General features: G+C 60.8%; 4 protein-coding genes. 3 read left to right on the forward strand and 1 reads right to left on the reverse strand.

What is annotated here, in order from left to right:
* Positions 1-209: 209 nt before the first annotated feature.
* Entirely contained in the window at positions 210-971 is a 762-nt protein-coding gene (locus F8N49_RS24830; protein WP_071172834.1) for a gamma-glutamyl-gamma-aminobutyrate hydrolase family protein, read from the reverse strand.
* A 282-nt stretch (positions 972-1,253) separates the two neighbouring features.
* On the opposite strand from F8N49_RS24830, the gene F8N49_RS24835 reads away from it, so the two are divergent.
* From F8N49_RS24835 to F8N49_RS24845, 3 genes are all read left to right on the forward strand, one after another.
* Positions 1,254-2,630: a glutamine synthetase family protein gene (locus F8N49_RS24835; RefSeq protein ID WP_007918694.1), complete on the forward strand. Its 1,377-nt coding sequence runs from the start codon at positions 1,254-1,256 to the stop codon at positions 2,628-2,630.
* Positions 2,631-2,884: 254 nt separating this feature from the next.
* Positions 2,885-4,375, forward strand: coding sequence for an aldehyde dehydrogenase (locus tag F8N49_RS24840; protein WP_110645555.1), 1,491 nt, complete (start codon positions 2,885-2,887; stop codon positions 4,373-4,375).
* A gap of 49 nt (positions 4,376-4,424) precedes the next feature.
* Entirely contained in the window at positions 4,425-5,708 is a 1,284-nt protein-coding gene (locus tag F8N49_RS24845) for an FAD-binding oxidoreductase (RefSeq protein WP_024013330.1), read from the forward strand.
* Positions 5,709-5,799 lie beyond the last annotated feature (91 nt).

The raw sequence follows: 5,799 nt of genomic DNA on the forward strand, positions 1-5,799 counted from the left end.
CCTCATCGCTGGCAAGCTCGCTCCCACAGTGTTTTGCACTGATCTGACAGGTATCGCTCAAACCGATCCGGCTTGTTCGGCGCCGCCGTCCTGGCTGCCTGGGTCGTACTTGTTGTTATCACGGGTGTTGCAGTTCACGACTGGCGGATGTGCAAACGCACACCCGCCAGGCGTGGGGGCAGTAAATCGTTATCTGGTCTGGGATTGCGTCAGCGCTGACTGCGCTTCGCCGCCCGTTGCCGGCACGCTGCGCCGAACGCCTGGAAAATCTTCAGGTAGTTCGGGTTGTCCAGCACCTGCCATTCCGGGTGCCATTGCACGCCGAGGGCGAAGGTCGGGCTGTGCTCGACCGAGATCGCTTCGATCAGGCCGTCCGGCGCCACGGCTTCAGTACGCAAGCCGGGGGCGAGGCGGTCGATGCCCTGACTGTGAATCGAATTGACCTGAAATTCGTCGGGCAGCTCCAGCGCTTCGAACACACCGCCAGCGATCACACTGACCGCATGGGCCGGGGCGTATTGCACGGCCACATCCGGGCTGTCGGCTTCACGGTGGTCGAGCATGCCGGGCAGCTCGTGCACCTTTTGATGCAGGCTGCCGCCGAAGGCCACGTTCATTTCCTGGAAGCCACGGCAGATGCCGAGCACCGGAACGCCCGCCGCGATGGCTGCACGCAATAAAGGAAGGGTGGTGGCGTCGCGGGCCGGATCATGATCCGTGCCGGGGGCGCTGGCCGGGCCTTGATAGTGGAAGGGCTCCACGTTCGAGGGAGAGCCGGTGAGCAACAGACCGTCGAGCTGACCGAGCAGGTCTTCGATTTCAGTCAGGTTGCCGAGGGAAGGAATGACCACTGGCAACCCTTCAGCGCCAACGCTGACAGCACGTACGTACTTGTCGCCGCTGATGTGATAGGGGTGCAGGCCAATCTGTTTGACGCACGCAGTAACGCCGATCAATGGCTTGAATGCCATTTTTATTCACCTCGAAGTCTGTCACTTGAACGAGCTTTTCCGGAGCTTAGCCTCGTTGATTTTAATTAACAACTGCCATGTAAAAAATTCTAAACGCCGTTCATCAAATTGCTCAGGTTTACCGGGGTTTGCCGGCGGATATGGCACGAGAGTGTTAAGAAAAGCCCGAAAAATAAAGGCTGCAGGGCAGGGTGTTCGCTATTGACTTCACTTTGCCTTTCGGATTGACTGGCTGCGCAACACAGTGGTGAACATAATAATTAACAGCTAAATAGGTGCATCATGTCGGTCCCTCTGCGTACCGTTCAACTCAACGAAGCCAACGCATTCCTTAAGAAATATCCTGAGGTTTTGTACGTCGACCTTCTGATTGCGGATATGAACGGTGTGGTGCGCGGCAAGCGCATCGAACGCACCAGTCTTCATAAGGTGTACGAAAAAGGCATCAACCTGCCGGCGTCGCTCTTTGCGCTGGACATCAACGGCTCGACGGTGGAAAGCACCGGCCTGGGCCTGGATATCGGCGATGCCGATCGCATCTGTTATCCGATCCCCGGCACCCTGAGCATCGAGCCGTGGCAAAAACGCCCGACCGCTCAACTGCTGATGACCATGCACGAGATCGAAGGCCAGCCGTTCTTCGCCGACCCGCGTGAAGTGCTGGCCAACGTTGTGCGCAAATTCGACGACCTCGGCCTGACCATCTGCGCGGCGTTCGAACTCGAGTTCTACCTGATCGACCAGGACAACGTGAATGGCCGTCCGCAATCGCCACGTTCACCGGTATCCGGCAAGCGTCCGGTGTCGACCCAGGTCTACCTGATCGACGACCTCGACGAATACGTCGACTGCCTGCAAGACATCCTCGAAGGCGCGAAAGAGCAGGGCATTCCCGCTGACGCCATCGTCAAGGAAAGCGCCCCGGCGCAGTTCGAAGTCAACCTGCATCACGTCTCCGACCCGATCAAGGCCTGCGATTACGCGGTCCTGCTCAAGCGTCTGGTGAAGAACATCGCCTACGACCACGAGATGGACACGACCTTCATGGCCAAGCCTTATCCGGGCCAGGCCGGCAACGGTCTGCACGTGCACATTTCGATTCTGGACAAAGAAGGCAACAACATCTTCGCCAGCGAGGATCCCGAGCAGAACGCCGCACTGCGTCACGCGATCGGCGGTGTGCTCGAGACCCTGCCGGCGCAGATGGCGTTTCTCTGCCCAAACGTCAACTCGTACCGCCGCTTTGGCGCGCAATTCTATGTGCCGAACTCGCCAAGCTGGGGCATCGACAACCGCACCGTGGCCGTGCGCGTGCCGACCGGTTCGGCGGATGCCGTGCGCATCGAACACCGCGTCGCCGGTGCCGATGCCAACCCGTACCTGCTGATGGCTTCGGTGCTGGCCGGCATTCACCACGGCCTGACCAACCAGATCGAGCCCGGCGCGCCGGTCGAAGGCAACAGCTACGAGCAGAACGAGCAGAGCCTGCCGAACAACCTGCGCGACGCCTTGCGCGAACTCGACGACAGCGAAGTCATGGCGCGCTACATCGACCCGATGTACATCGACGTATTCGTCGCGTGCAAGGAAAGCGAGCTGGCCGAGTTCGAGAACTCGATCTCTGACCTTGAGTACAACTGGTATCTGCATACGGTCTGAGAATCAAAAGCCCCTCACCCTAACCCTCTCCCGGAGGGAGAGGGGACTGACCGCGTCGTCTGGAGATATCCGGCGACCTGAACGATCCAGTCGATGATGGATTCGGCAAAGATTTTTCAGGTCGGCGCAGTTACCAGGCATCCCCCGATCGGTCCCCTCTCCCTCTGGGAGAGGGCTAGGGTGAGGGCAGCGATTCCCGGCCAGACAAAGCAACCAGACCAACCCCCGAATTCCCCCTTGTCGAGCTCAAAACAATGACCACAACCCGCAACGACTGGGAACAACGCTTCCAGTCTCTGTCCATCGAATCCCGCGCCTTCATTAACGGTGAATATCGCCCGGCACTCAGTGGCGACACCTTCGAATGCCTGAGCCCGGTCGATGGCCGCTTTCTTGCTGCCGTCGCCAGCACCGATGAAGCCGACGCCAACCTGGCCGTTGAAGCCGCGCGCCAGTCCTTCAACTCCGGCATCTGGGCGAAAAAAGCTCCGGCCGAGCGCAAGCGCGTGCTGATCCGCTTCGCCGATCTGATCCTGCAGCACCAGGAAGAACTGGCACTGCTGGAAACCCTCGACATGGGCAAGCCGATCAGCGATTCGATGAGCATCGACATCCCGGCGACCGCCAACGCGATCCGCTGGAGCGCCGAGGCCATCGACAAGATCTACGACGAAGTCGCCGCCACGCCGCACGATCAACTCGGCCTCGTTACCCGCGAGCCCTCGGGTGTGGTCGCGGCGATCGTGCCGTGGAATTTTCCGCTGATCATGGCCAGCTGGAAATTCGCCCCGGCGCTGGCGGCGGGTAACTCGTTCATCCTCAAGCCTTCGGAAAAATCACCGCTGACCGCCATCCGCATCGCGCAACTGGCGCTGGAGGCGGGTATTCCGAAGGGCGTGTTCAACGTGCTGCCGGGCTACGGCCACACCGTCGGCAAGGCGCTGGCGTTGCACATGGACGTCGACGTGCTGGCCTTCACCGGTTCCACGGCGATCGCCAAGCAACTGATGATCTATGCCGGGCAGAGCAACATGAAACGCGTCTGGCTCGAGGCCGGCGGCAAGAGCCCGAACGTGGTGTTCGCCGACGCACCGGACCTGCGCGCGGCAGCCCAAGCGGCGGCCAGTGCCATCGCCTTCAATCAGGGCGAAGTCTGCACTGCCGGCTCGCGTCTGCTGGTCGAGCGCTCGATTCGCGAGCAGTTCATTCCGCTGCTGGTGGAAGCGCTGCAAGCGTGGAAACCGGGGCACGCACTGGATCCGGCGACCACCGTCGGCGCCGTGGTCGACCAGCGTCAACTGGACAACGTGCTGCGCTACATCAGCATCGGCCGCGAGCAGGGCGCCGAGTTGATTGCCGGCGGCCAACGCACCCTCGAAGAAACCGGCGGCCTCTACGTGCAGCCAGCGATTTTCGACGGCGTGACCAATGCGATGACTATCGCCCAAGAAGAAATCTTCGGCCCGGTGCTGTCGCTGATCACCTTCGACACTGCCGAAGAAGCCCTGCAGATCGCCAACGACAGCATCTTCGGCCTCGCCGCCGGGGTGTGGACCAGCAACCTGAGCAAGGCTCACACCTTCGCCCGCGGTTTGCGCGCCGGCAGCGTCTGGGTCAACCAGTACGACGGCGGCGACATGACCGCGCCGTTCGGTGGCTTCAAGCAATCGGGCAACGGTCGCGACAAATCGCTGCATGCGTTCGACAAGTACACCGAACTGAAAGCGACCTGGATCAAGCTCTGACTCTTTTACAGCGGCGGTCGCCCCTGGTTGGCGGCCTTCGGAGAAACCTATGAAACAGCAACACGTAAACAGCTACTACGCCGCCACCCGCAACGAAGTCATCGACTTCCCGATTCTCGAAGAAGCGCTGGACTGCGACGTCTGCATTATCGGCGCCGGCTACACAGGCCTGTCCTCGGCATTGTTCCTCAGCGAAGCCGGCTACAAAGTCACCGTGCTGGAAGCGGCGAAAGTCGGCTACGGCGCTAGCGGTCGCAATGGCGGCCAACTGGTCAATTCCTACAGCCGCGACGTCGATGTCATCGAAGAGCGCTACGGCGACAAGACTGCAGAAATCCTCGGCAGCATGATCTTCGAAGGCGCCGACATCATTCGCTCGCGCATCAAGGATTACGACATCAAGTGCGACTACCGCCCGGGCGGTATTTTCGCGGCGATGAACAAGAAACAGCTCAACGGCCTGGCCGAGCAGAAACGCAATTGGGAACGCTACGGCAACCGCAATCTGAAGATGCTCGATGCAGCGGACATTCGTCGCGAAGTCGGCTCCGATGCTTACGTTGGCGGCTTGCTGGACATGCAGGGCGGCCACGTTCATCCGTTGAATCTGGCGCTAGGAGAGGCCGCTGCCATCGTGCGTTTGGGCGGCAAGATCTACGAGCAATCGGCGGCGGTGGAAATCACCTACGGCGAGCCGATCACCGTGCGCACCGCCAAAGGCCTGGTCCGCGCCAAATACCTGCTGATCGCCGGCAATGCTTATCTGCCGCAAGGTCTCGACAACCGCGTCACCGCGAAAAGCATGCCGTGCGGCTCGCAGATCGTTGTCACCGAACCGCTGACCGAGCAGCAGGCACGCAGTCTGATCACCAACAACTATTGCGTGGAAGATTGCAACTACCTGCTGGATTACTACCGCCTCACCGCTGACAACCGCCTGCTTTACGGTGGTGGTGTGGTCTACGGCGCGCGGGAGCCGGACGATATCGAGCAGCTGATCCGGCCGAAGATCCTCAAGACCTTTCCGCAGCTCAAAGACGTGAAGATCGACTACCGCTGGACCGGCAACTTCCTGCTGACCATGTCGCGCATGCCGCAATTCGGCCGCATCGAAAAGAACGCCTACTACATGCAGGGCTACAGCGGCCACGGCGTCACCTGCTCGCACCTGGCCGGCAAACTGATCTCGGAAATGATCCGCGGCGACGCCGAACGCTTCAACGCCTTCGCCTCGCTGCCGCACATGCCGATGCTCGGCGGCCGCACCTTCTCCGCACCGCTCACCGCACTCGGCGCCGTCTACTACTCCCTGCGCGACCGCTTCGGCGTCTGATTGACCTCACCGGTGACGGTCCGAAAGACCTCGCCGGTTTTTCCCTAAACAGCACACAAAACCTGTGGGAGCTGGCTTGCCAGCGACTGCG

Source organism: Pseudomonas sp. GXM4, assembly GCF_008923895.1.
Taxonomy (GTDB): Bacteria; Pseudomonadota; Gammaproteobacteria; order Pseudomonadales; family Pseudomonadaceae; genus Aquipseudomonas; species Aquipseudomonas atacamensis.

Coding starts and splice junctions, on each gene's coding strand:
- F8N49_RS24830 (WP_071172834.1), bottom strand. CDS start 971: ATGGCATTCAAGCCATTGATCGGCGTTACTGCGTGCGTCAAACAGATT.
- F8N49_RS24840 (WP_110645555.1), top strand. CDS start 2,885: ATGACCACAACCCGCAACGACTGGGAACAACGCTTCCAGTCTCTGTCC.
- F8N49_RS24835 (WP_007918694.1), top strand. CDS start 1,254: ATGTCGGTCCCTCTGCGTACCGTTCAACTCAACGAAGCCAACGCATTC.
- F8N49_RS24845 (WP_024013330.1), top strand. CDS start 4,425: ATGAAACAGCAACACGTAAACAGCTACTACGCCGCCACCCGCAACGAA.